Source organism: Reyranella sp., from assembly GCF_965279465.1.
Taxonomy (GTDB): domain Bacteria; phylum Pseudomonadota; class Alphaproteobacteria; order Reyranellales; family Reyranellaceae; genus Reyranella.
The window spans coordinates 3410697-3433600 of the sequence record NZ_OZ257242.1 but is presented as its reverse complement, the minus strand read 5'-3'; the positions used below and the strand labels follow the sequence as shown (position 1 = coordinate 3433600).

General features: G+C 66.1%; 25 protein-coding genes. 7 read left to right on the top strand and 18 right to left on the bottom strand.

Annotated features, from left to right (window positions below):
* Positions 1 to 57: 57 nt before the first annotated feature.
* From ACQY8M_RS16790 to ACQY8M_RS16755, 8 genes are all read right to left on the bottom strand, one after another.
* Positions 58 to 2190, bottom strand: a complete 2133-nt coding sequence (locus ACQY8M_RS16790) for an adenylate/guanylate cyclase domain-containing protein (RefSeq protein ID WP_428674202.1) — start codon at positions 2188 to 2190, stop codon at positions 58 to 60.
* Between the two features lie 29 nt (positions 2191 to 2219).
* Positions 2220 to 3278: an AI-2E family transporter YdiK gene (ydiK, locus tag ACQY8M_RS16785; RefSeq protein WP_428674200.1), complete on the bottom strand. Its 1059-nt coding sequence runs from the start codon at positions 3276 to 3278 to the stop codon at positions 2220 to 2222.
* 13 nt (positions 3279 to 3291) lie between these two features.
* Positions 3292 to 4056, bottom strand: coding sequence for a hypothetical protein (locus ACQY8M_RS16780; protein WP_428674198.1), 765 nt, complete (start codon positions 4054 to 4056; stop codon positions 3292 to 3294).
* A gap of 118 nt (positions 4057 to 4174) precedes the next feature.
* Entirely contained in the window at positions 4175 to 5374 is a 1200-nt protein-coding gene (locus ACQY8M_RS16775) for a patatin-like phospholipase family protein (protein ID WP_428674196.1), read from the bottom strand.
* A 35-nt stretch (positions 5375 to 5409) separates the two neighbouring features.
* Positions 5410 to 5742 (bottom strand): HdeA/HdeB family chaperone, encoded by a 333-nt coding sequence (locus tag ACQY8M_RS16770; RefSeq protein ID WP_428674194.1) that lies wholly within the window; start codon positions 5740 to 5742, stop codon positions 5410 to 5412.
* Between the two features lie 9 nt (positions 5743 to 5751).
* Positions 5752 to 5961 (bottom strand): bacteriocin, encoded by a 210-nt coding sequence (locus ACQY8M_RS16765; RefSeq protein ID WP_428674192.1) that lies wholly within the window; start codon positions 5959 to 5961, stop codon positions 5752 to 5754.
* 76 nt (positions 5962 to 6037) lie between these two features.
* Positions 6038 to 6208 (bottom strand): hypothetical protein, encoded by a 171-nt coding sequence (locus ACQY8M_RS16760; RefSeq protein ID WP_428674190.1) that lies wholly within the window; start codon positions 6206 to 6208, stop codon positions 6038 to 6040.
* The gene (locus tag ACQY8M_RS16755; RefSeq protein ID WP_428674188.1) at positions 6205 to 7155 is read right to left on the bottom strand and encodes an LLM class F420-dependent oxidoreductase; all 951 of its coding nucleotides are present in this window, start codon (positions 7153 to 7155) and stop codon (positions 6205 to 6207) included. Before ACQY8M_RS16755 ends, ACQY8M_RS16760 begins: the two co-directional genes overlap by 4 nt.
* 124 nt (positions 7156 to 7279) lie before the next feature.
* On the opposite strand from ACQY8M_RS16755, the gene ACQY8M_RS16750 reads away from it, so the two are divergent.
* The gene (locus ACQY8M_RS16750) at positions 7280 to 7891 is read left to right on the top strand and encodes a 2OG-Fe(II) oxygenase (protein ID WP_428674186.1); all 612 of its coding nucleotides are present in this window, start codon (positions 7280 to 7282) and stop codon (positions 7889 to 7891) included.
* 65 nt (positions 7892 to 7956) lie between these two features.
* Entirely contained in the window at positions 7957 to 8709 is a 753-nt protein-coding gene (locus ACQY8M_RS16745) for a carboxymuconolactone decarboxylase family protein (protein WP_428674184.1), read from the top strand.
* Here the strand turns inward: ACQY8M_RS16745 and ACQY8M_RS16740 are convergent, their stop codons facing one another.
* Genes ACQY8M_RS16740 through ACQY8M_RS16720 form a run of 5 tightly spaced genes read right to left on the bottom strand, consistent with a single transcriptional unit; the run spans position 8710 to position 14240 of the window.
* Positions 8710 to 9591 (bottom strand): ABC transporter permease, encoded by an 882-nt coding sequence (locus ACQY8M_RS16740; protein ID WP_428674182.1) that lies wholly within the window; start codon positions 9589 to 9591, stop codon positions 8710 to 8712.
* Between the two features lie 13 nt (positions 9592 to 9604).
* Positions 9605 to 10576 (bottom strand): ABC transporter permease, encoded by a 972-nt coding sequence (locus ACQY8M_RS16735; RefSeq protein ID WP_428674180.1) that lies wholly within the window; start codon positions 10574 to 10576, stop codon positions 9605 to 9607.
* Between the two features lie 30 nt (positions 10577 to 10606).
* Entirely contained in the window at positions 10607 to 12217 is a 1611-nt protein-coding gene (locus ACQY8M_RS16730; protein ID WP_428674178.1) for an ABC transporter substrate-binding protein, read from the bottom strand.
* Between the two features lie 32 nt (positions 12218 to 12249).
* Complete coding sequence (locus tag ACQY8M_RS16725; RefSeq protein ID WP_428674176.1) at positions 12250 to 13245, bottom strand: ABC transporter ATP-binding protein; 996 nt, start codon at positions 13243 to 13245, stop codon at positions 12250 to 12252.
* Entirely contained in the window at positions 13242 to 14240 is a 999-nt protein-coding gene (locus ACQY8M_RS16720) for an ABC transporter ATP-binding protein (protein WP_428674174.1), read from the bottom strand. Before ACQY8M_RS16720 ends, ACQY8M_RS16725 begins: the two co-directional genes overlap by 4 nt.
* A 294-nt stretch (positions 14241 to 14534) precedes the next feature.
* Here ACQY8M_RS16720 and ACQY8M_RS16715 point away from each other — a divergent pair, with 294 nt between their 5' ends.
* A complete protein-coding gene (locus ACQY8M_RS16715; RefSeq protein ID WP_428674172.1) occupies positions 14535 to 15464 on the top strand; it encodes an NAD-dependent epimerase/dehydratase family protein in 930 nt (309 codons plus the stop codon).
* A 36-nt stretch (positions 15465 to 15500) separates the two neighbouring features.
* On the opposite strand, the gene ACQY8M_RS16710 is transcribed toward ACQY8M_RS16715, so the two are convergent.
* From ACQY8M_RS16710 to ACQY8M_RS16700, 3 genes are all read right to left on the bottom strand, one after another.
* Entirely contained in the window at positions 15501 to 16382 is an 882-nt protein-coding gene (locus ACQY8M_RS16710) for a fumarylacetoacetate hydrolase family protein (RefSeq protein WP_428674170.1), read from the bottom strand.
* Positions 16379 to 17479, bottom strand: coding sequence for an NADPH:quinone oxidoreductase family protein (locus tag ACQY8M_RS16705; RefSeq protein WP_428674168.1), 1101 nt, complete (start codon positions 17477 to 17479; stop codon positions 16379 to 16381). Before ACQY8M_RS16705 ends, ACQY8M_RS16710 begins: the two co-directional genes overlap by 4 nt.
* Before the next feature lie 419 nt (positions 17480 to 17898).
* On the bottom strand, positions 17899 to 18435 hold the full coding sequence (locus ACQY8M_RS16700; RefSeq protein ID WP_428674166.1) for a TetR/AcrR family transcriptional regulator: 537 nt from the start codon (positions 18433 to 18435) through the stop codon (positions 17899 to 17901).
* Between the two features lie 59 nt (positions 18436 to 18494).
* Between ACQY8M_RS16700 and ACQY8M_RS16695 the strand changes: the two genes are divergently transcribed.
* The 4 genes from ACQY8M_RS16695 to ACQY8M_RS16680 are packed head-to-tail and all read left to right on the top strand — an operon-like array spanning position 18495 to position 22124.
* On the top strand, positions 18495 to 19718 hold the full coding sequence (locus ACQY8M_RS16695; protein ID WP_428674164.1) for a cytochrome P450: 1224 nt from the start codon (positions 18495 to 18497) through the stop codon (positions 19716 to 19718).
* A gap of 24 nt (positions 19719 to 19742) precedes the next feature.
* The gene (locus ACQY8M_RS16690) at positions 19743 to 20786 is read left to right on the top strand and encodes a GGDEF domain-containing protein (protein ID WP_428674162.1); all 1044 of its coding nucleotides are present in this window, start codon (positions 19743 to 19745) and stop codon (positions 20784 to 20786) included.
* Positions 20787 to 20808: 22 nt separating this feature from the next.
* Entirely contained in the window at positions 20809 to 21816 is a 1008-nt protein-coding gene (locus ACQY8M_RS16685) for an NADPH:quinone oxidoreductase family protein (protein ID WP_428674160.1), read from the top strand.
* A complete protein-coding gene (locus ACQY8M_RS16680; RefSeq protein ID WP_428674158.1) occupies positions 21813 to 22124 on the top strand; it encodes a hypothetical protein in 312 nt (103 codons plus the stop codon). The genes ACQY8M_RS16685 and ACQY8M_RS16680 overlap by 4 nt, the downstream gene beginning before the upstream one ends.
* Here ACQY8M_RS16680 and ACQY8M_RS16675 read toward each other — a convergent pair.
* Together ACQY8M_RS16675 and ACQY8M_RS16670 are read right to left on the bottom strand one after the other, a co-directional pair.
* Entirely contained in the window at positions 22121 to 22501 is a 381-nt protein-coding gene (locus ACQY8M_RS16675; RefSeq protein WP_428674156.1) for a hypothetical protein, read from the bottom strand. The two genes, ACQY8M_RS16680 and ACQY8M_RS16675, sit on opposite strands and share 4 nt — an antisense overlap.
* Before the next feature lie 24 nt (positions 22502 to 22525).
* Positions 22526 to 22891 (bottom strand): hypothetical protein, encoded by a 366-nt coding sequence (locus tag ACQY8M_RS16670; protein ID WP_428674154.1) that lies wholly within the window; start codon positions 22889 to 22891, stop codon positions 22526 to 22528.
* Positions 22892 to 22904 lie beyond the last annotated feature (13 nt).

Genomic DNA, 22904 nt, shown 5'->3' with positions numbered 1-22904 from the left:
TCCTGCGGCCGAAAACGACCGGCAACGGGTTTCGTTCCGGCCGCCTCCCACCCTATCTTATACCTTCAGCAGCCAGGCCTCGACCCTGCCCTTGCCCTTGACCTCGATCTCCCCGCGCGGTTCGAAGACGAACTCGTCCTTGAGCATCTCGTAGACCCGCCGCGTCACCTGGATCGAATCCGGCATGCCGTTCGATTCCATCCGAGACGCAAGGTTCACGGTGTCGCCCCACAGGTCGTAGATGTACTTGCTCTTGCCGATAACGCCCGCCACCACCGGCCCACTGTTGATGCCGACCCGAAGCGACATCGAGACGTGGTGCTCCAATGCGTGCTCGCGGGTGATGTGGACCATGCGGATCGCCATGCGCACCATGCGCTCGGCGTGATTTGCGACAGGCTCGGGCATCCCGCAGACCGCCATGTAGGAATCACCTACGGTCTTGATCTTCTCGATTCCGATCTCCTGCGCTGCCACGTCGAAGCGCGTGAACAGGCCGTTCAGCAGGCTCACCAGATCGTCCGGCGCCATCGCCGACGACATCGCGGTGAAGCCCACCAGGTCGGCGAAGGCGACAGAGACCTCCGTGAAGCCGTCGGCGATCCGCTTCTCGCCGCCGCGCAGCCGGCTGGCGATCGGCGCCGGCAAGACATTCAGCAGCAGCTCCTCGTTCTCGCGGTTCTTGTTCTCGATGACGATGTTCTTGGCGTGGATCTCCTCCACCATGCCATTGAACGCCGCGCACAACGCGCCGACCTCATCGCGCGTACGGACCGTCACCTTGGCACCATAGTCGCCGCCGGCGAAGCGCGTCACACCGTCGGTGAGCTCGCGCAACGGCGCGAGCAGCGCGCGTGACAGCCATGCGCCGGTCAGGATTACGACCAGCAGTGCGAGCGCACCCGCAATCATCAGGTCCAGCTGCAGTCGGTAGACCGGCGCAAAAGCCTCGGCAGCATCGATTTTTGCAATCAGCGCCCATTTGGTTCCGGGAATCGCCAGCGGCCCCCACGAGGCAAGGATCGGGATGCCCTGATAGCCGGTAATCTCACCGGTGCCTTCGAGCCCAGCAAGGGCGGCACGAGACGCCTCTGTCTTGACATGCTGGTGCATGATCGGCGTTCCAAAGCGCCGGATCGCGTCTATGTCCTCGTCCGACTCGCCGCCGGACTTCAGCTCTGCAAAATACTGAGGGGGATCCTCGTAAAACGCCCGAAGACCGGAGCGTGCAAGATGGTCAGGCCCGACGAGATAGGCTTCCCCGGTGGCGCCGAAACCCTCTTCGCGCCAACGGCGATCTCCCGTCACCACGTTGTCGATCTCATCGATCGACAAGTGCGCGACCAGCACCGCGACGACAACGCCCTGGTCTATCACCGGCGCCGCCATGAAAGCGGTTGGCGCCCCCCTGGAAGGGGCGTAGGGGGCGAAATCCTCGAAGCACACTGCCGACCTGTCGGCGGAAGTGGCACAACGAGCAACGGCGGCGGCGACGTTGGAGCGTCGGTAAGGTCCGGTCCGCAAGGAGGTGGCAAAATCCACCTCCTTGCGGACCGTATAGACAAGACGACCGGACTTGGGATCGGCAAGCAAGACATCGAAGAAGCTGAAGCCGTTGGCGGCAGCGCGCATCAGCGGATGAAAAATAGCATGCTGCTTCGTGTAGGCGCTATCGTCCCCGGCATCGTCGACCAGTCTGCGCCACCCCCTGGGATGCGGATTGTTCACGATGTAGTGGTACTGGAGATAGTAGGCGGCGGGACCGGTCGGCAAGTAATCGGCGACGTTCAGTTTTTTGCCGGTTTCGCGGTCCAATTCGCGCAGGAAGCCAGCCTCGTACCATCCGCCGACCTTGCGGCGCAGCTCGAACGGCACGTCGGATTGCTCGAGCTCGTCGAAGGTGATGTGGAAGGCGCGTGCAGCCTCGACCGTCATCTTCGCGGCGGCGAGCTGGCTCAGCTCGTTGCGGATCGTCCGGAAATAGGTCTCGATCTGGCGCGCCTTGCTTTTGCGCACGGTGGTGAGCTGGTTGTAGATCGACTCCTGCAAGGCATCCCGGGCACGCATGTAGCCCAGCACGCCTGTCGCCAGGACAGCGACCGCACCGAGCAGGAGCAGGATCGCGAACAACCGCGTCGCCAGTCCCCAGCGGATGGGACGCGCGGCAACGGCGCCAGGGGTTGGGGACATCGAGGTCGTCTCCGCGCCTCGCCGGACGCCTAGGGCTGGGCGTCCGCGTCGGCGATCCAGTTCTGCAGCAAGGTGTAGGTGATGGCCAGCACCACCGGACCGAGGAACAGGCCGAGCAGGCCGAATGCCAGCAGGCCGCCGATCACGCCGACGAGGATGAGCAGAAGCGGCAGGTCCGCACCGCGCTTGATCAGGAACGGGCGCAGGAAATTGTCCATCGTCAGCGCCATCACGGTGAAGACGGCGAGGATGATGCCGGGCAACGTGGCGCCGGCCACAAACAGCCAGATGACGGCCGGCACCAGCACCAGAGCCGGCCCGAGCTGGGCGATGCACAGCATCAGTATGATCGCCGTCAGTATGCCGGCGCGCGGCACCCCGGCCAGCGCAAGGCCCGTGCCAGCGACCAGCGACTGCGCGATGGCGGTGACCACGACGCCAAGCGCCACACCGCGCGTCGCCTGCCCAGCCAATACGACCACGTCCTCGCCGCGCGCGCCTGCGAGCCGGCGGCCGAAGCGCCGGCACCAGCTGGCCGCCGTCTCACCGGACGCGTAGAGCACAGCGGCAAGGGCGATCGTGAGGACGAGATGGACGATCATGCCTCCCGCGCTGCCGGCCGCTCCGACGAACCAGCTGGTGATCGTGCCGACATAGGGCGTCGCGAGCCGCGCGATCTCCACGGCATCGCGGCCGGCGACCTTGGCCCACTGTTCGACGGCCGCCTCGCCCACGAGCGGGATGTCTGCCAGCCAGGCCGGCGCGGCGGGAACGTGGAAGTCGGGCACGGCCGCGATGAGGGCCACGATCCGATCGGAATTGACCACGATGGCACCGATCGCGGCCGACAGCGGCAGCACGACGATCAGCAGCAACGCGAGGGTCATGAGCGTCACTGCCGGGCCGCGCCGTCCACCCAGGGCCGCCTGCAGCTTCAGCATCAGCGGCCAGGTTGCGATCACCAGAGTGGTCGCCCACACCAGGGCGCCGAGAAAGGGCCGGACAACGACGAACGAGGCGGCGATCAGGCCGGCGATGCACAGGATCGCAAGGACCGTGCGGGTGAGGTCGTGGCGTATCTCGGGCATGACGGACCTTCCCTTACGGGGGCGAGAGGGAGTTGGCGAGGCTGATCAGGTTCTGGGGACTGACGCGGATGATACCATGGCGCGGCGCGTCGATATCGGCGATGAAGGCAAACGCGATCCCGATGAAGGCGGGGAAGATGAACAGCAGCCGTCTCGCGGTGGCCAGGCTTCGCGCGCCGTAGCCGACCAGGATATGGCAGAAGAGTCCGATCACACCCATCAGGCCCCAGGCCGAGCCCGGGATCCGGTTCCACCACGCCGCTTGTGTGTAGCCTTGGGCGTTCAGGACCTCGTTCATGCCGGAGACGACCAGAGCGACGATCGGCGTGGGCGTCGCCGTCGCGGGCCCGACGACCGCCGCCCACAGCTCTTCCTGCAGCTTGGCCGTCTGTTTGCTGATGTCGCGGGTCTCCGAGTCGCGGAAGGCCGTGTAGTACTGGATGCGGTGGTCGAGATAGGCCTTGAGCAACGGGCGAAGCTTGGCCGCGTCAGCGGCCGGCAGCAAGGCAGCCCGGACATACGCCGTGCCGATCGCGTTGGCCTCGGCCTCCTCCAGATTCTTGCGCTGGTTGTAGCGTTCCGCTGCCAGGGAAAAGCTGAAGGCGATGATCAGGCCGAGCAGCGTCAGGGCGGCAGCCTGCAGGGTGTTGAAGTCCTGGCGCATGTCGTCGTCGAGGGGAAGCTGCCGGCTCAGCCGGACGCCGACCCTTGCCGCCAGCCACAGGATCGGGCAGGCGACCAGCAGGACCGCCGTTGGATAGTCGGTGATATCGATCATGCTCTACTACCGAGTTCCTTGGCACCCCGACGCCAACGTCGCTCGGGGAGCGGCCGGGACCAATACCCTTCCCCTGGCCGACGAGCCCGGCGATATCCGGCCCAACGCCACGCCTGTGCTAGGGCTGGTCCCCGCCGGCCACACCCAAGCCTGGCGGCGCTTTGTGCCAGGCTTGGCCGCCGAGCGCCTGGCGCTCGCCATAGGCGTAAAGCGCCCGCATGTAGGACTGGTCGAACTCGCCGGACTTCGGTGCCGAAAAATCCGCGCCGATATAGGCGAGATTGTAGTCGACCTTGTCGCGCTGGGTGACGAAGTAGGTGCGCAGCACGTCGTTACGGCCGCTAGTGGCCAGCATGGTGGCGATGGCGCGACCGGCGATCGAGAGGGTACGGCGCTCGCTCGCCGCATAGTCCGGGTCGAGCCGCGCGTTGCGAATGATGTAGGCCGTACGCTGCCGACGCACCTTGCTGGCAGAGATGTCGATCGACGGCGGATAGAGGAAAAGCTGCGCGATGGCGCCGCCGTCGACGTGCATCTCCTGGTATTTCTTGCCGTCGATCTCGACATCGATGAAGACTGGCTGGAAGGCGCCGGGGATCGCCGCCGAGGCGCGCAGGATCTTGCGGAACAGCTCGAGCGCGCCGGGCCGGCCGCTCGCCGCAATCGCCCCTATGTTCCAGATCACTGGCCGCTGCGCGTCGAGATCGGTCGTGCCGATCATCAGCAAGCGGCCCTTCTGGTACTCGCGCGCAATCGCGTCGAGCATCTTCTGGTCGGCGTACTGGGCAATGATCAGGCCGAGCGGGCTGGTGTCGGCCATCGCGTCGTCGAACAGGGCGGCGGAAAGCCCCCGTGCGCGATAGACCTTTTCCGCAGTCATGCTGGTATAGACCTCACGCAGCGCGGCATCGTACTCGGGCCCGAGGAAAGCAAAAGGCGCGATCAGAGCGCCCGTGCTGACGCCGGTGACCATCTTGAACTCGGGCCGTGCGCCCGTCTGCGTCCAGCCGTTCAGCAGCCCGGCTCCGAAGGCGCCGTTGTCGCCGCCGCCCGAGACGGCGAGATAGGTGACTGGCGACAGCCGTGTCGCCGGGACACCGGACGCGCGCAGGATCGCCACCTCGCGGGCGACCGCCTGCATCGCCTCGTCAATCATCACTTTCGGATTGCCGTCGGCATAGAAGCGGGCATTGGACAGGCCGAGCGGCAGGGCCCGCTCGGTATCGACTTGCGGCACCCCGGCCCCGCGTTCGGGGACCGAGCAGCCGACGATGCCCAGGGCAAGCATCGCCATCAGTGACAATCGGTAAAGCGTCACGACGCCGTCTCCATCTTGTAGGTCGGAGGAAGCGGCTATTGCCGCTTCGGAAGCTTCGCGAGCTCGGCCACGAGGGCCCGGTCGATAACCGTGAAGAGGTAGGCGTCTGGAGCCAATGTGCAGCCGCCGCGCACCAAGTGGGCAAGCTGCGCGCCCTGTTCGTTCTCGGGAATGGCGACGCCGCGGTAGCGTGCGGCATGGTCGGCGAGAAAGACCGCGAGCGCCTGGCGTGCCTGCGGCTGCATGGCGTGCGCGTCTCGGCACGTGACGTAGGCCGCCTGCTCGAAGTTGAGCGGCGGCACCTGCGCCTGGGCGGAAGCCGAGGCGGCCAGCAGCGTGGCGGCGACAGCGAGGATCCTTGCGGTCATGTGCCCCTCCTACCTGCCGAGCGCGCTGCCGCCGACATAGCCGACGGCGCCACCGATCAGGCCGGCGCCGACCACCTGGCCGAAGCTGCCGCCGGCGACCATGCCGATGCCCGTCCCGAGCGCGCCGCCTGCGACGGCGCCCTTTTGCCCGGACGACATGTTCTCACAGCCGCCGAGGATGCCCACCGCAGCGAGCATCACCAATGCCTTCTTCATCATTCGATTTCCCCCGTGTCGTCGATATCCGCTTAGCAGAAACATGGCGCGATGGCATTTCACTTTCTCCTGCTTCCGGTCAGCTCGTCACACCGATCGGCGCCTGTTCGATCGTGGCGACGTCGAGGTCTTCGTAGCGCAGCGGGTCGGAATAGTCCGCGAGCCATTCGGCGGGCGGCCGTGCGGTCTCAGCGCCGACGGCGCAGACACAGGCGGCCAACACCAGGGCTTTGCGGCGATGGAGCTTCATCGCGCGCGTCCCACCAGCGGCATCACCTCGGCGGCAAAGCGCTGCAGACGCTCGATGCTGGCCGGGATGCTCTCGCTGCGGAAGTCGAAGATCAGCTCGTGCACGCCGATCGCAGCAAAGGCGCGGATGTCGCTCGCGATTTCTTCGGGGCTGCCGGAGAAGCTGCGGCGGGTGCCGTCGCGATCCGGCACGCTCGAATCGTAGAGCGGCGCCTTGTAGGAGATCGTGAGCGCGGAGAAATCCCGTCCCTCTTCCCCGGTCAGCCGCTTCAGCGTCGCGAGATGCGTCCGCATCTCTTCGGGCGGCAGCGGCGAGGCGGCGATGGCGCCCACCGGATGCCATCCATCGGCGTGCTTCGCGGTGCGACGCAGCGCGGCGCGCGAATGGCCGCCGACCCAGATCGGCGGATGCGGCTTCTGCAGCGGGAAGGGCTCGCAGCGAATGTCCGCATAGTCGTAGAACTCGCCCGTGAAGCTGGCGGGCGATTGCGTCCAGAGCTGCTTGAAGATCGCGATCCATTCGTCGCTGACGGCGCCGCGCCGCTCGAAGTCCGGGCTGTCCAGCGCCTCGAACTCTTCCTTCAGCCAGCCGACCCCAACCCCCAGCGTCACCCGTCCGCCGGACAGGACGTCGAGCGAAGCCACCATCTTGGCCGTGAGCACCGGATTGCGGTAGGGCAGCACCAGCACGGAGGTAACGAGGCGCAACCGCTCCGTCGCGCCGGCCACGACGCCGAGGATCGAGAAGGTTTCCAGCGCGTCGCCGCCGCTCGGATGCTTGCGATCGAGCGTGTAGGGATATTCCGATTCGCTTTGGACCGGGAACACGATGTGGTCGGCGATCATCGCGGAATGGAGCCCCAGCCGCTCGCCTTCGCGCGCCAGGGCGAGGACGCCGTCGCGAGTCGCGGTCGGGCCGCGGGTCGGAAGATAGAAGCCGTAGCGCATCGGAGGAACTCCCCTGTCCTTGCTCGAAACGGTCAAAATCAGCGCGAGTGTAGGGACTAACGGCGATATCGGCACGGGCCGCTTCGTCCTTGCCGGCCCGGTCGCAGGAGCCGACAAGGGATGCGTGTCAGAGCCGTCTTTCCTCGCCGGGCGGTTTCCGCCCCATCGCATCCTGCCGGGCTGGCTGGGTGACGCGGGCGCGGCCCGCCTGCTGGCCTACAGCCTGGCTGCGGAGGCACGTTTCACACCGACCCGGATCAACAGCCAGAGTGCGAGCCGCCTCGATGTCGTGGTGCGCCAGTCCTGCGTTCTACAGGACCTCGGCACCTTCGCCGATCCATTGCGCCGCAAGGCGCTCGGCCTGCAGGCCAGCCTCGAGACGGCATTCGACATGGCGCACATCCCCGCCCACATCGAACAGATGGAGATGGTGGCGCACGGCGACGGCGCCTTTTACCAGCCGCACACCGATACCTACCCCGGAGACGAATACGCGCCCGGCGGCCGGCGGCGCATGACGATGGTCTATTATCTCCATCGGCTGCCGCGCCGCTTCGCCGGCGGGCGATTGCGCCTATTCGACCTTGGCGGCGAGCAGTCGATCATGATCGAACCAACCCACGACAGCCTGCTCGTCTTCCCGTCGTCCGCGCGCCATGAAGTCGAGCGGATTTCCTGTCCCGACGGCGCGTTCGGCGACGGCCGTTTCGCAGTGAACATCTGGCTGTGCGGCTGAAGTCGTGGATCGCGACGGATTGGGCTAGGCTCGCAGCCGATGCTCAATCGAACAGGGATGAGACGATGACCGATCGCGCTTCGTTGCGGGCCGAGGGCGAGGCCATGCGCCGGCGGCTGTTCGGTGCCGGCGACGACGGCGCGCCGGCCAACATGAGGACGCTCAACACCGAAGCGGTCTACGGGGCGATCTGGAGCCGGCCGGGCCTGGCGCTCGACGATCGCATGGTCTGCGCGTTGGCGGCGCTCGGCGCCGTGCAACGGCTGCCCAAGCTCGGCCGCCATGTCGGCGCGGCGCTCGATCTCGGCCTGTCGGCGCGGGCAATTGTCGAGATCCTGGTCCAGATCGGCATCTATGCCGGCTTCGCGGCGTCCGAGGAAGCCGTCGCGACGGCCGGCGCAGTGTTTGCCGCGCGCAACATCGTCATGCCCGACGAGACCGCCCGCGAGGACTCTCTTGAAACGCTGACGAAACGCGGCCGCGACCTGATGCAACGGCTTCACGGCGAGCGTGCAACAGGCGGCTACGCTGCACCCGACAACAAGGTTACGGGTGCGCTCTATCCGTTGGCCATCCAGTACGGCTACGGCGAGATCTGGTTCCGTCCCGGTCTCGATCTGAGGCGGCGGGCGCTGGTCGCGGTGGCGGCATTCACCGCGCTGCGCCTCGACGGTCAGGTGAAGAAGTTCGGCCAGTCGGCCCTCAACATGGGGCTCAGCCGCACCGAGGTGATCGAGGCGGTAATCCAGACCGCACCGCTCAGCGGCTTCGCCCCTGCCCTCAATGCGCTCGGCGGCCTGAGCGAGGCGCTGGCCTGATCAGCGCTCCCGCAGCTTGGGATCGATCGCGTCGCGCAGCGCATCGCCGAACAGGCTGAAGCCGAACACGGTGAGAGCAATGGCAACGCCCGGGAAGATCGCGATCCACGGCGCGGTCGAGGCGTATTCCTCTGCCCCGCCCTGCAGCATGAGGCCCCACGCGGGCGTCGGCTCCTGCACGCCGAGGCCGAGGTAGGAGAGCGACGCCTCGGCCAGGATCGCCTGGCCGACGAAGGCGGTCAGCATGATCAGGAACGGCGCCACCACATTGGGCACCATGTGGCGCAGGATGATGCGGGCATGGCTGAAGCCCGAGGTCCGCGCGGCATCGATATAAGGCACCTCGCGGATCGAGAGCGCACTAGCCCGCACCACGCGCGCGCAGCGCGGCACCAGCGGCACGGTGATCGCAGCGATCACATTCTGCACCCCGGTGCCGAATATGGCGACCACGGCCAGAGCCATGATGATCAGTGGGAAGGCCATGAGGATGTCCATCACCCGCTGCAGCACATTGTCGATCCAGCCGCCGAAATAGGCGCTGGCGACCCCCAGCACCAGGCCCACGAAGCCGCCGACGAAGGCGGAGACGAAGCCGATGATCAGGGCGGTGCGCGCGCCGTAGACGATGCGCGACAGCAGGTCCCGGCCGAACTGGTCGGTGCCCAGCCAGTGAGCGGCGCTCGGCGGCTCGGTCATGGCGGCGAAATCGTTGGCGGTCGGGCTGTACGGCGCGATCCATTCCGCCGCCAGGCCGGCGATGCCAGCGATGATCACGATCGCCAGGCCGAAGGTGCCGAGCGGCTGGCGGCGAGCGAAATGGAGCAACGCATCGAGCCACGAGCGGCGGATCGCGGGCGGGTCGTTGGTGACGGCAGTCATCGCGGCGCTTTCCTCAGCCGAAGCGGATGCGCGGATCGAGCCACGCGTAGAGCACGTCGACCACCAGGTTGGTGACGACGAAGATGGCAACCGTCAGCATGACCAGTGCCTGGGTCAGCGTGTAGTCCTGGTTCTGAACGGCGAGCACGAACAGCCTGCCGATGCCGTTCAGGTTGAAGACCTGCTCGGTCACCACGAGGCCGCCGATCAGGAAGGCGAATTCGATACCCACCAGCGTTACCACCGGCAGCATCGCGTTCTTGAGCGCATGGCGGTTGACGATGATCTGCTCCAGCAGGCCCTTGGCGCGGGCGGTGCGGATGTAGTCCTCGCGCAGCACCTCGAGCATGGCCGAGCGCGTCATGCGCATGGTTACCGCCGAATAGCGGTAGCCGATGGTGATCGCCGGCAGGATCACGATCGAGAGGTTGTGCAGCGGGTCTTCCCACAGCGGCACGTAGTCGATCGGCGGCATCCACGGCGCGCCGAACAGCACATGCGAGACGTCGAGCACGATCAGGATCGATATTATGCCGAGCCAGAACGACGGCGTCGCGATGCCGGCGATCGCCACCGTGCGCACGACATGGTCGAGCCAGCTGTTCTGCTTCAGCGCCGAGATCGTTCCGAGCGGAATGGCGATCGCCACCGCCACCAGGGTGGCTAGAATGGCGATCTCCAGAGACACCGGGATGCGCGTGCCGATCTCCTGGATGACCGGCTTGCCCGACCACATCGAGACGCCGAAGTCGCCGCTGGCGAAACCGACGACGAAGTCGAGGAACTGCAGCGGCAGCGGGCGCTCGAGGCCGAGCTGGGCGTGGCAGTTGGCAAGCGCCGAGGCGCTGACCGACCCGCCGCTGCCGCCCAGCCGGACCATGCAGATGTCGCCGGGGATCAGGCGCATCAGGATGAACACCAGCGCTGCCGCCCCGATGAGCGTCGGGATCGACAGCAACAGGCGGTTGAGGATGTAGCGATACATCGGCGCAGCCGGTCTCCGGCGACGCGCCCGCTACTTGTCCAGCCAGATGTTGGCGAGGTTGAGGTTCAGGTAATGGCTCGGGCTGATCTTCCAGCCCTTCATGTAGGAGCGGTGGACGATGATGCGGCTCCACCACGGCGTCATGATCGTGTCGACCTGGGTGTCGAGCGCGTAGGTCTCGAAGGCGCGCATCTTTTCGCGCTGCTTGGCCGGGTCGGGCTCGTGCAGCATCGCGTTGTAGAGGTCGATCAGCTTCTGGTCCTCGTAGCCGCCGTAGTTCTCGGGATAGACCGAGCGCGGCAGGACCTTGGCCACGTCGAGCAGCGGGTTGACCATGTTCTGGCAGTTGAACTCGACGGCGACCTCGAAGGTGCCGCCGCGCAGTGCCTCGTAGAACGGGCCGGTCGGCAGCACGCGCTGGGTCACCTTCAGGCCGACCTTGCTCCACTCGTCGATCGCCCAGGTGGCGATGAACTTGTAGGGCTGATCGACATTGCGGTTCGTCAGCTCGAACTTCAGCCCCTCGGCGCCGGCTTCCTTGAGGAGCTTCCTGGCTTCGGCCCGCGACTTCTCGATGTCGGTCCCGAAGCCCGCGATCTTCTGCAGTTCCTCCCTGGTCGCCGCCAGCGGCGACCCCGGGAAGACCAGCCCGCCCACGGTGTGCACGGTGGCGATCTTGGACAGCGCGGGCGCGCCCTTCCACGGATCGATCGCCAGCGCCAACGCGCGTCGGACCCGAACGTCGTCGAACGGCTTCTTCTTCTGGTTCGGCGTCAGCAGGTTGACGCAGTTCCAATCGCTGGTCTGGACCGTGACCTTGTCGCCCAGCTCCTTGACCAGTTCGTCGCGCGCAGACGGCGGCATGCCACGGAATTCGGTGACCGCACGGTCGGCGCGGATGGCATCGACGCGAACCGACTGCTTGGCCGCGAAGATGGCAGCAAAACCGTCGAGGTAAGGCTGCCCCTCATGATAGTAGTCCGGGTTGCGCACGCCCTTGATCGACTGGCCGGTCTCGTAGGCGGTAAACTTGAACGGGCCTGAGCCCAGGACGTTCTTCTCGTACCAGGCGGGATCCTTCTCGACGATGTCCTTCTTGTAGATGTAAGCGAAGGGATCGGCGAGCGCCGGCAGGAAGGCGCCGGTGACGAACTTCAGCTTGAACACCACGGTCTCGGGATCCGGGCTGGTCACGGTATCGACCATGATCATGTAGGCTTCGCGCGCACTCGACACGCCCTTGGGGGGATGCACGATGCGCTGCCAGCTCGCCGCCACGTCGGCCGCCGTGAGCGGCGTGCCATCATGGAACTTCACGCCTTTGCGGATCTTGAAGGTGTAGGTCTTGCCGTCGTCGGTCGGCTTCGGCATCTCGGTGCAGAGGTCGCAGACGAAGTCGGTCGACGACGAGGGATTGTCGGGATTGATCGCGATCAAGGTCGAGTAGAACGGCGCCGTGGCATGGAGAGTGGCGAAGGTGTTCTCCTTGTGCCCGTCGAGGCTGGGCGGGGCGTCGGCCGGGATCATGTAGGTGAGCGTGCCGCCGCGCTTGGGCGTCTGGCCAAAGGCCGGCGTTACCGCCAGCGCCGCGGAGATCATCACGGACAGGCTTGTTGCCAGCCATCGGGCTTCGATCTTCATTGTACCCCTCCCTTCGAAACTACTCTCTTCGTTCAGTTCACCTGGCTGCAGGCCACCCAGTGGCCGGGTTTCAACTCGCGCAACTCAGGCCGCACCTGCTTGCAGCTCTCGACCGCGAGCGCGCAGCGTGGATGGAACACGCAGCCGGACGGCGGATTGATCGGGCTCGGCACCTCGCCGCGCACCGGCTGGAACGTGCGGCCAGCCTCGATCGTCGGATCGGGGATCGGCACCGCCCCCAGCAGCGCGCGCGTATAGGGATGCAGCGGGTTGTCGAACAGCTCGTCGCAACCGGCCAGCTCGACGATGCGCCCGAGATACATCACCGCCACCCGCTGGCAGAGATGGCGCACCACCGACAGGTCGTGGGCGATGAACAGGTAGGTGAGGCCGAAACGCTCGCGCAGGTCTTCCAGCAGGTTGATCACCTGGGCCTGGATCGACACGTCGAGCGCCGACACCGCCTCGTCGCAGACGATGAACTCCGGTTCCAGCGCCAGTGCGCGCGCGATGCCGACCCGCTGCCGCTGCCCACCCGACATCTCGTGCGGATAGCGGTCGGCGAAGTTGGGATTGAGCCCGCAGATCGAGAGCAGCTCGCGCACCCGTTCCGCACGCTTGGCCGCGTCAGCAGCGAGGCCATGCACCATGATCGGCTCGCCGATGATGTCGCCGACCTTCATGCGCGGATTGAGCGAGCTGTAGGGGTCCTGGAAGATCACTTGGATGCGCCGTCGCAGGGCCAGCATCTCCCGTCGCGATATCGTGTTGATGTCGACGCCGTCGTAGAGAATCTCACCGGCGGTCGGCCGCTCCAGCTGCAGGATGCAGCGGCCTGTCGTGGTCTTGCCGCAGCCGCTCTCGCCCACCAGGCCAAGGGTTTCGCCGCGGCGCAGGCTGAAGTCGATGCCATCGACCGCCTTCACCTCGCCGATCTGCCGCCGCATCAGGATGCCTTCGGAGATCGGGAAGTGCATGTGGAGCCCCCGGACCTCCAGAAGCGGCCGGTCAGCGGCGGCGGCTTTCATGCCGCGGCCTGCGCGGCAGCCAGCTCGTCACGGCGAAAGCAGGCCGACAGATGGCCCGCCGCGCCCGCAGCCTCGAGCGGTGGTCGGGCCTCGGCGCAGGCGGAGACCGCGAACCGGCAGCGCGGGCGGAAGGCACAGCCGCGGTCGAGACGCGTCAGGTCGGGCGGCTGGCCCTCGACCGGATCGAGCCGTGCCTGGCGCGGCCGGTCGAGGCGCGGCACGGAGCGCAGCAGCGCGATCGTGTAGGGATGGCGGGGGTCGTGGTAGACCTCGGGCGCGGGACCGCTCTCGACGATGCGGCCGGCGTACATGACGTTGACCCGCCTGGCGTAGCGCGCGACCACACCAAGATTGTGCGTGATGATGATCAGCGCGACGTTCAACCGGCGCGTCAGGCCGGTCATCAGCTCGAGGATCTGCGCCTGGATCGTGACGTCGAGTGCGGTGGTCGGCTCGTCGGCGATGATCAGCCGCGGCTCGCAGGTGAGCGCAATGGCGATCATGATCCGCTGCCGCATGCCGCCGGAAAGCTGGTGTGGATACTGGCCCAGGCGGCGCTTCGGGTCGGCAATGCCGACCAGGGTGAGAAGCTCGATGGCGCGGCGGTCGGCCGTCGCGCGGTCCGCGCCGCGATGCTGCTGCAGCGTCTCCGTCATCTGGCGGCCAATGGTCAGCACCGGGTTGAGCGACGTCATCGGCTCCTGGAACACCATGCCGATCTCGCTGCCGCGCACCATCCGCATCTCCTCGGCAGACAGGCCGAGCAGGTCTCGCCCGCCGAACAGGATCTGGCCCTCGGTGATGCGTCCCGGCGGATCGGGAATGAGCCGCAGGATCGACATGGCGCCAACCGACTTGCCCGACCCGCTCTCGCCCACGATGGCCACGGTTTCGCCGGGGTCGACAGTGTAGGACACCCCGTCGACGGCGCGCACCAACCCTGCACCGGTGCGAAACTCGGTATGCAAATTCCTCACGTCGAGGAGTGCCGACATTGGTCCCCCGCAGCGTTTCGTCCCTGATCCAAACTCATTACCGGCGCTGTGCGCGACCGGTGCCGCCCTTATGATGGGCGTATTCAGCTTATTGTAAGCGTATCGCCGAGCGGAAGCGAGATGATGCGGTGGGGCATCCGGACGCGCCCCAAAGGCGGATTGCGCACCGCGTGGCTTCGCGCAGCCCACGAGCCCGTCTCGCTCCGCTTCCTTGCTCCGCCCTCCACCGGTAACGTGGCGCCTTCGTTCGAGCCGAATGGCGTGTGACGACGGGGGAGGAAATGCATGTCTATCGTGGTAATCGGCGGCGCCGGCTTCATCGGCCGGCGTATGGTGCCCCTTCTGGTCGCCGCCGGCCATAGCATCACCTGCATGGATATCGATGCCGCCGGTGCGAGGGCTGCGTTCGCGCGCTGGGGCGACAAAGTTACCGTGAAGCGTGGCGACGTGACCCAGTTCGACGACGTCATTGGCGTGGTGCAGGAAGCCCGCGCCGAGCGGTTGATCAATCTGTCCTACTTCATCGGCGACCTCCCTCCCCACGATGCTTTCAAGCTCGATATCCAGGGCATGGACAACTGCTTCGAGGCGGCGCGGCGATGCGGCGTCAAGCATACGGTCTTCGCCAGCTCGGTCGCGGTCAGTGGCCAACAGTCCCCGTTCGGCGAGCGCCTCGTCGACGAGACCGACGAGCGACGCGGCGAAACACAGTACGCGGTGAACAAGATCATCAACGAATGGCAGGCTCACGACTATCGGCGCGCGTACGGCATGACGATCACCTGCGTCCGACCGGCCAACGTAACCGGTCCCGACAAGAAGTTCGGCTCGATCGATCATGTGAATTGCATGTGCCAGCCGGCACGCGGGCAGTCCGTCAGCTTTCCGCACGCCGACACCATGCGCTGCGTCATTCACGTCGAGGACATGGCCGAAGCGTTCGCGCGGGTTCTGCTTGCCGATAAGCCGAAGCACGGCACCTACAATTCCGGGGGGACCACGGTCAGCCTGGGCGAGTTGGCGGCTCTGGTGCGCGAGTTCTTGCCCGATGCAGATATTCGATTCGAAGCGCAGACCGGTGGCCGTGAGACCTCCGGAAACTATTTGATCGACAATCGACGTCTCGTCGAAGAGTTCGGGTTGCAGTACCGGCCCCTTCGCCAGCGTGTAAAGGAAGTCATCAACGACATCCGCATTGGCGAAGGTCTTCCCCCAATCGCCTGACAAAGCGACCCGGCGATAGATGGAGGAGCTCTCGTCCTACCTGACCCTGTTGGTCAGCCGGCCCAGCCCCTCGATCTCGACCGTCACGCGATCTCCCGGACGCAGGAACCTGGGCGGCGTGAAGCCGATGCCGACTCCCACCGGCGTGCCGGTCGCGATCACGTCTCCGGGCTGCAGGGTCATGCCGGCCGAGATCGTCTCGATCAGGGTCGGGATGTCGAAGATCAGGTCGCGCGTGTTGGCATCCTGGCGCAGCTCGTCGTTGACCCAGCATTTGACGCCGAGGTTCTCTGGATCGACCTCGTCCGCCGTCACCAGCCACGGGCCCATCGGACAAAAGGTGTCGAGTGACTTGCCGATGAACCATTGCTTGTGGCGCGCCTGCAGGTCGCGCGCCGTCACGTCGTTGACGATCGTGTAGCCGCAGACGTGGTCGTAGGCGCGAGCCTTCGGGATCCCTCGTCCGCCACGGCCGATCACCACGGCGAGCTCGGCTTCGTAGTCGAGGCTGTCGCTGACGCCGGTCGGATAGAGGATGTCGTCGCCGTCGGCGATCACGCATTCCGGCGCCTTGGTGAAGATGATCGGAGCGGTCGGAATGGCGTCGGCTGCCGAGCTCGCGCTGCTGTCGAAGCCGCTGCGGGTGAATTCCTTCGCATGCTCGTGGTAATTCTTGCCGACGCAGAAGACGTTGCGCGCCGGACGGGGGATCGGCGCCTCGATCCGGACGTCCGACAGGGCGATGCCCTCGCCGGTGAAGGCCGCCGCCTTTCTGATCGCGTCGAGCTCGGGAATAGTCGACAGCATGTCGCCGACCGGTCGGCCCAGCATCTCCTCGAGCAGCCAGATCCGGTCCGTGCCCGGACGGATCGCGCCGACCTTGCGATGGCCTTGATGCTTGATGGTCACGAGCTTCATGCGCGTCCTGTCTCCATCCCGAAAGATGCGGCGTCCCGGTGCACGGCCAGCACGGTCTTTGCCACGCCCGCGCCGCTCAACGCGAAGGTCAAGGCGTCGCGGTACTCCGAGAAGGAGAAGATACGGCCGGCCGGCGGGGCCAGACGGCCCGCCTCGACCCAGCCCAGCAACTCGTCGAGTTCCGCGTCGGCGCGACCGGCCTCGAACACCTGGGCGAACTGCCGATAGTCGACACCGACCAGCGACGCGCCTTTCATCAGCGGCAGGTTCGCGGGAAGCGCGGGAATCGGACCACCGACGAAGCCGACGACCAGATGGCGTCCGCCCCAGTTCAGCGAGCGGAAGGCGGGCTGGAACAGCGGCCCGCACACCGGGTCGAAGACCACGTCGATACCGCCGCCGACCGCCGCTTTCAGCCGCTCGCGCCAGCCCTCGGCGTCACGGTCGATCGTGATGGCCGCACCATGCCGCGCCGCGAGGGCCCGTTTCTCCGCGGTCGAGGCAACCGCGATCACCGTGGCACCGAGCAGGTGGCCGATCTGGACCGCAGCCAGGCCGGTGCCTCCGGCCGCGCCGAACACCAGAAGCCGTTCGCCGGGCGCAAGGTGGGCGCGGTCCCGCAAGCCGTGCAGCGCGGTCATGTAGTTGATGCGAAAGCCGGCGGCCTGGTCGAGGTTCATGCCGGGCGGCAGCCTCTTCACGGACTGGACGTCAGCGATCGCCTGCTCGGCAAATCCGCCGCGCACCTGCGCAATCACCCGATCGCCGACGGCGAAGTTGCCGACGCCCGCGCCGACGGCATCGATCCAGCCCGAGACCTCGCCGCCGGGAATGTGCGGCAAGGGCGGTTTCACCTGATAGCGGCCCAGCGCCACGAGAGAATCGACATAGCCCACGCCGCAGGCCGCCACCTTGATGCGCACCTCGGAGGCCGCCGGCTCGGGCGTCGCGATCTCGACTTCGGCATAGTCGTCGAGAGATTCCAGGGAATTTGCTCGTATCGCCTTCATGCCGTCAGCTTGCAGCAAATCCGGCGTCCTGTAACCGGTAAGCGGCACCTTCTTGCTGACACCCCGGAAGACCACGGCCTGATCCAAAGAGCTCCTCTTGAATTGGCGCCAAATCCTTCGCTGCGCTCAGAGTTTGTGAATGATTGCCATTCAGACGTTTTCCTTGGCCCTCGCTACCTCACCACCTCACCACCTCACCCTGAGGAGCGTAGCGCAGCGGAGCGTCTCGAAGGGTGGCAACACGTACTGCCCTCGCAAAAAGTCATGTCCGCAACGACTTTCGCCACGTCCTTCGCGTCGCCCACCCTTCGAGACGCTCCGCTGCGCTGCGCTCCTCAGGGTGAGGCAAGTGGGTGGCGAGATCGTCATTGAGTCGCGACGTCGATTTTTTCACAAGCTCTCAGGGTGAGGCAAGTGGGGAGCAGGATCATCTTTAGAATCGCCAAGGCGATCTTTTCATAAGCTCTCAAGACAACGAAGGGACGGGCCGTTGGAGGGCAACGCGATCAGCGCAGCGCTGCGACCAAGGCGCGGGCGATCTCGGCCGGCGTCCTGTTTCCGCCGGGGCGGTACCAGGTCGGCGTCCAGTTGAGCGCGCCGAGAAGCTGCAGGCGCCACAGGCTGCGGTCGGTCCCGGCCGGCAACGGCAGCGCCGCGACGAGCTCGACGAAGCGCTTCTCGTAGCCGTCGCGCAAGGTCACCAGCCGGCGCCTGAGGCGGCTGTCGAGCCGGCCGAGATCGGCGGTCATGACGGCGGCGTGCGCGGAGTCGGCCAGCAGGGACTCGAGGTGCGCCACGCAGGCCGCCTCCAGCCGCGGCCACGGCCCGCGCGCCGCGTCGAGCGCTTCGTCGACCGCGGCGCCGATCTCGGCGACGCCCGCCTCGTAGACGGCGGCGATCAGGTCATTCTTGGACGGGAAGTGATAGTACATCGAGCCCGCCAGCATGCCGGCCCGGGCCGCGATGTCGCGCATCGAGGTCGCTTCGAAGCCGCCTTTGGCGAAGAGGCGCGCCGACACGGACAGGAGCTTTGCACGGGACACGGCGGAAGCATACCAACCAAACGCTTGTTTGGTAAGCGGCCGCGGACTAGCCTTGGCCCATGTCCTACGTCTTCGATCTCGGCAACCCTGCCACCAACGCCAATCCCTTCCCCGAGTTCGCGCGCCTGCGCGCCGAGGATCCCGTGCACTGGTCGCCGGCGATGAAGGCATGGATCGTCACGCGCCACGCCGACGTGAAGCAGGTGGCGCTCAACAACCAGCAGATCTCGGCCGACAGGCTCACGCCGTTCTTCAGGACCAACAGCGAGTACCAGCGCGGCTCGATCCAGAGCCTGGTGCGCTACCTCAACCACTGGATGGTGTTCCGCGACCCACCCGACCACACCCGCCTGCGCCGCCTGTTCAACAAGGCCTTCACGCCGACCGCGGTCGAGAACCTGCGGCCCAACATCGAGGGCATCGTCGCCGAGCTGATCGACGGCCTGGACGCCAAGGCCCGGCGCGGCGAGACGGTCGACTTCATTGCCGACTTCGCCTATCCGCTGCCCGCCTCGGTGATCATGGACCTGCTCGGCGTGCCGCGCACCGACCTCGACAGGGTGAAGGTCTGGTCCGACGACATCGCCCTTTTCATCGGCACGGCCCAGGTCGCCGGCAACAAGTACCTGCGCGCCGAATCCGGCGCCAGGGCGATGTCCGACTATTTCCGCGGCCTCGTGGAGGCACGAACCACAACGCCGACCGCCGACATGATCAGCCAGCTCGTGCTGGCGCGCGACGACCGCGACGCGCTTTCCACCGACGAGATCATCGGCACGTGCATCCTGCTGCTGTTCGCCGGCCACGAGACCACGACCAACCTGATCGGCAACGGCTTCCTCTATTCGATGCGCAATCGCGACCAATGGGAACGGCTGGTCGCCGACCCGTCGCTCGCCGATTCGGCGGTCGAGGAGTATCTGCGCTACGATGGCCCGTCCGGCGCCTTCGCCCGGGTCGCCGCGGCCGACATAGAGATGCGCGGCAAGACCATTCGAGAGGGCCAGAGGGTCTTTGCCTTCATGAACTCCGCCAACCGCGATCCCGACGCGATCGACGACCCCGAGCGCTTCGACATCGCCCGTCCGCAGAACCCGCATCTGACCTTCGGCCACGGTATCCACTTCTGCCTCGGCGCCCCGCTCGCCCGGCTCGAATCTGGCATCGCCGCCCTGCGCCTCGCCGAACGCCTGCCCGAAGTCCGTCTCGCCGGCGGTGAGCCGGAATGGCACGATTCCCTGATCTTGCGAGGTGTGAAGAGCCTGCCCGTCCGACTAAGCTAGCGGCCTACGAACGGAGGTCGTCGCTTGATCCCGACCAGTCGCCTGCTTCTGATCTTCGGAGGCCTCTATACCATTGGCATCGGAATCCTCGTCAACCTCGTCAGCCAGAAGATCATCGACCAGGACTTCAACCTGGTCGAGAAGGTTCGATACTACTTCGACGTCGGCGTTGAAGGGACGATCTGGCAAGCTACCCTCCTCGCACTTGCCGCCACGATCGTTGTTGCCATCCTCAATCGCGTGATCGAGCAAGACCGTAAGGAGATTGCACGTCTGAGGGAGAATCTTTCGTCGCAGCGCGCGACCGCTGCGACGGAATTGGCGGACAAGGTCAAGGCTCTGGATGCTCAAGTCGAGTACCGCGATCAGACCATCGCGACGCTCCAGCGCCATCTGCACGACGCGCGCCAGTTCAACTTCCTCGATGTCGTGACCGGCATTCCGAACGAGGCGAAATGGAAGAACGATATCGATGAATTCGCGGCCAAGGCCTCGGCAGGCACGCCACGCCAGATCGCGCTGATCGACCTCGTCGGATTCGGCCGTCTCAACGACGAGCTTGGCTACAGCAAGGTGGACAAGATCCTGCGCTACCTCGCCCAGTCCCTCGAAGAGAGCATGCGAAAGAACGAAGGGCTATATAAGAGGCATCTGGTGGACAATGCGATGCTGCCGAACCGGATCTATCGAAAGTATCCGGGCGGAGACGAATTCTACGTGGTGGCCGAAGGATCCGAAGCCGGGATGCTTGGCCTGCTGACGCGCCTGCAACGCCTCATCACCTCCCGGCTCGACAAGCACATCTCCGACAATATCGCCCAGACCAGGGAGCCGCTGCACATCCGATTCTCCGGCGCCGTCTGCCAGCTCTATCGTGGCGAGGAGCCGAGCATGGTGACCCAGCGGTTGGAGGACTATCTGAGATCGACCCGGTATCCGGATGCCACCCGGCGACTGAACTGGGAATCAGGCAAGAGCAGTGCGGACTTCCCGGCCGGGTCTGTCGATCGCAACCTCTACGAACAGGCGGAGCAGGAGTTCTCCGTGACCGGGGCCCAACGCCCGTGAGCTTCGACGGATCGAGGAAGACATGAAAGCCATGATCTGCCGCCAATGGGGCGGCCCTGAAGACCTGCGCCTGGAAGACATCGACCGGCCGCCGCTCAAGGCCGGCCAGGTGCGGATCAAGACCCATGCCGCGGGCGTGAGCTTCGCCACCACGCTGGTGATTGCCGGCAAGTACCAGCGCAAGCCGCCGCTGCCCTTTGCGCCTGGCACCGAGGTGTCAGGCGTGGTGATCGAGGCCGATCCCGCCTGCAGGCGGCTCAAGGTCGGCGACGAGGTCGTGGCCGTGCTCGATTGGGGCGGGCTGGCCGAGGAGGCGGTGGCGCACGAGGTCAACGTCTTCCCCAAGCCGAAAAACGTCGGCTTCGTCGAGGCGATCCAGCTCGCGATCTCCTACCCGACGTCCGGCGGGGCGCTGACCTGGCCGATGGCGCTCGATGTGCAGAAGGGGCAGACGTTGCTGGTCCACGCCGCGGCCGGCGGAGTCGGCATGGCCGCCGTCGAGATCGGCAAGATCCTGGGCGCTACCGTGATCGCAACGGCCGGTGGTCCGCGCAAAACCGCTTTCGCCCGGGAGCGCGGCGCCGATCATGTGATCGACTACGCCACGCAGGATTTCCGCGCGGAAGTGCTGAAGCTCACCGGCGGCCGCGGCGTCGATCGCGTCTACGATCCGGTTGGCGGCGATGTCTTCGCCCAGTCGCTGCGCTGCCTCGCGGTCGAGGGCCGCATCTGCCCGATCGGCTTCGCGGGTGGCACGATCCCCCAGATCCCGGCCAACATCCTGCTAGTGAAGTCGATCGCCGTGATGGGCTTCAACTACGGCTACTACGTCGGCTGGAGCCCGCACGATGCGCGCTTCGAGCAGGCCGACCGGACCTTCGCCCTGATGGAGCGCATCCGCGGCTGGTGCGAAGCGGGCCTCTGCCGCCCGCACATCGATCGCACCTACCGGCTCGACGAGGCACCCAAGGCGATGCAGGCGCTGCTCGAGCGCAGCGTCACCGGCCGGGTCGCCGTTACGATGGAATGATCCTCGACCTGATTGTGCAAGCCATCCGGGAGAAGCGCTGCCTCACCGGCTTTCACAAGGGAACCGAACGGCGGTTTGCGCCGCACGCAGTCGGCTTCACCTCGAAGAGCACCCCGGCCGCCTTCGTCTTCCAGTATGGCGGCGACACGACCAGCGCGCTGCCGCATGGCGGCGAATGGCGCTGCCTGCATTTCGACGATCTCAGCCACGTCCATGAAAACGGCGACCGTTGGCGGTCGCCGTCCAATTACAGCCTGTCGCGCCAGACCTGCCTCAGGCAGATCGCACTGGCGGTGCCGGAGGCCTAGGCCGCCGGCTTCTTCGTCAGCTTGCCTTCGAACTTGCAGTAGCCATCGAGCATGATCCTGGAGTCGCCGTCCTTGATGGTGCCGACGACATCGATGGTGTTGCCCTGGCCGAGCTTCGCCACGGTCTTGAAGGCGCCGCCCTGTGCGAGGGTGGTCGCGAAATTGCGCTGCTCGCGGCCTTCCTGCTGGAAGATTCCCTTCACATCGTTTCCCTGCACCGTGACGTCGATCGTCATCTTGTAGCCGGGGCACTTGTTGGCGCCGCGAACATTCACGCCAGGGCCGGTCCATGTGTAGACCGCCGCCTGCTGCGCATAGGCCGCGCCGGCGAAAACGGCGGCGGCTAAAACACTGGCGATGATCGCATTCCTGGTCACGGTACTCGTCTCCCTGTCGGGTGATCACGATCTACGATCGAGCTTGCCTTCGAACTTGCAATACCCGTCGAGCAGGATGCGGCTTTCCTTGTCGGAAATCGTGCCGTGCACGTCCATCACGTTGCCCTCGCCGACTTCGGCCTTCGTCTTGAACTCGCCCTTGTCGTCCAGGGTCGCAGTGAATGACCGCTCCGGCCGGCCCTGCTGCTTGAACAGGCCCTTCACCGCCTTTCCGTCGACGGTGACATCGATGGAAATCTGGTAAGTGGCGCATTTGGACGTTCCAGCAACACCCGTACCCATGCCGGTCAGGCTGTAGGTCGCGGCCTCCGCCCAGGCGACGCCGCTGCCAAACGGGGCCAGGGCCATCGCCAGCACCAAGATTCTCATCGCGCCTCGCCCC

Excerpts from the sequence above, each read along its gene's own strand:
- ACQY8M_RS16790 (WP_428674202.1), bottom strand. The coding sequence starts at position 2,190 with ATGTCCCCAACCCCTGGCGCCGTTGCCGCGCGTCCCATCCGCTGGGGA.
- ydiK (WP_428674200.1), bottom strand. The coding sequence starts at position 3,278 with ATGCCCGAGATACGCCACGACCTCACCCGCACGGTCCTTGCGATCCTG.
- ACQY8M_RS16780 (WP_428674198.1), bottom strand. The coding sequence starts at position 4,056 with ATGATCGATATCACCGACTATCCAACGGCGGTCCTGCTGGTCGCCTGC.
- ACQY8M_RS16770 (WP_428674194.1), bottom strand. The coding sequence starts at position 5,742 with ATGACCGCAAGGATCCTCGCTGTCGCCGCCACGCTGCTGGCCGCCTCG.
- ACQY8M_RS16765 (WP_428674192.1), bottom strand. The coding sequence starts at position 5,961 with ATGATGAAGAAGGCATTGGTGATGCTCGCTGCGGTGGGCATCCTCGGC.
- ACQY8M_RS16760 (WP_428674190.1), bottom strand. The coding sequence starts at position 6,208 with ATGAAGCTCCATCGCCGCAAAGCCCTGGTGTTGGCCGCCTGTGTCTGC.
- ACQY8M_RS16755 (WP_428674188.1), bottom strand. The coding sequence starts at position 7,155 with ATGCGCTACGGCTTCTATCTTCCGACCCGCGGCCCGACCGCGACTCGC.
- ACQY8M_RS16745 (WP_428674184.1), top strand. The coding sequence starts at position 7,957 with ATGACCGATCGCGCTTCGTTGCGGGCCGAGGGCGAGGCCATGCGCCGG.
- ACQY8M_RS16740 (WP_428674182.1), bottom strand. The coding sequence starts at position 9,591 with ATGACTGCCGTCACCAACGACCCGCCCGCGATCCGCCGCTCGTGGCTC.
- ACQY8M_RS16735 (WP_428674180.1), bottom strand. The coding sequence starts at position 10,576 with ATGTATCGCTACATCCTCAACCGCCTGTTGCTGTCGATCCCGACGCTC.
- ACQY8M_RS16730 (WP_428674178.1), bottom strand. The coding sequence starts at position 12,217 with ATGAAGATCGAAGCCCGATGGCTGGCAACAAGCCTGTCCGTGATGATC.
- ACQY8M_RS16725 (WP_428674176.1), bottom strand. The coding sequence starts at position 13,245 with ATGAAAGCCGCCGCCGCTGACCGGCCGCTTCTGGAGGTCCGGGGGCTC.
- ACQY8M_RS16720 (WP_428674174.1), bottom strand. The coding sequence starts at position 14,240 with ATGTCGGCACTCCTCGACGTGAGGAATTTGCATACCGAGTTTCGCACC.
- ACQY8M_RS16710 (WP_428674170.1), bottom strand. The coding sequence starts at position 16,382 with ATGAAGCTCGTGACCATCAAGCATCAAGGCCATCGCAAGGTCGGCGCG.
- ACQY8M_RS16695 (WP_428674164.1), top strand. The coding sequence starts at position 18,495 with ATGTCCTACGTCTTCGATCTCGGCAACCCTGCCACCAACGCCAATCCC.
- ACQY8M_RS16685 (WP_428674160.1), top strand. The coding sequence starts at position 20,809 with ATGAAAGCCATGATCTGCCGCCAATGGGGCGGCCCTGAAGACCTGCGC.
- ACQY8M_RS16680 (WP_428674158.1), top strand. The coding sequence starts at position 21,813 with ATGATCCTCGACCTGATTGTGCAAGCCATCCGGGAGAAGCGCTGCCTC.
- ACQY8M_RS16670 (WP_428674154.1), bottom strand. The coding sequence starts at position 22,891 with ATGAGAATCTTGGTGCTGGCGATGGCCCTGGCCCCGTTTGGCAGCGGC.